The organism is Paraburkholderia strydomiana, assembly GCF_046030495.1.
Lineage (GTDB): Bacteria > Pseudomonadota > Gammaproteobacteria > Burkholderiales > Burkholderiaceae > Paraburkholderia > Paraburkholderia strydomiana_A.
In genome coordinates this window covers 1-201 of the sequence record NZ_JAQQCJ010000091.1, presented here as the reverse complement: position 1 = coordinate 201, position 201 = coordinate 1, and the positions used below count along the sequence as shown (strand labels likewise).

At 66.7% G+C, this 201-nt stretch carries 1 protein-coding gene; it reads right to left on the bottom strand.

The features are described from left to right. Nucleotides 1-201 (bottom strand): electron transfer flavoprotein subunit alpha/FixB family protein (locus tag PQQ53_RS35055; RefSeq protein ID WP_408329335.1); only part of this gene is annotated, 201 nt, incomplete at both ends.

Here is a 201-nt window from a genome sequence, read left to right as displayed (position 1 = left end):
CCGGCCAGATGCTGGATCGCACCCGAGATGCCGACAGCCACGTACAGTTGCGGCGCAACGATCTTGCCGGTCTGGCCGACCTGATAGTCGTTCGGCACGAAGCCCGCGTCGACGGCTGCGCGCGATGCGCCCAGCGCTGCGTTCAGCTTGTCGGCCAGCGGCTCGAGCACCTTGGTGTAGTTCTCGCCATTGCCCAGACCG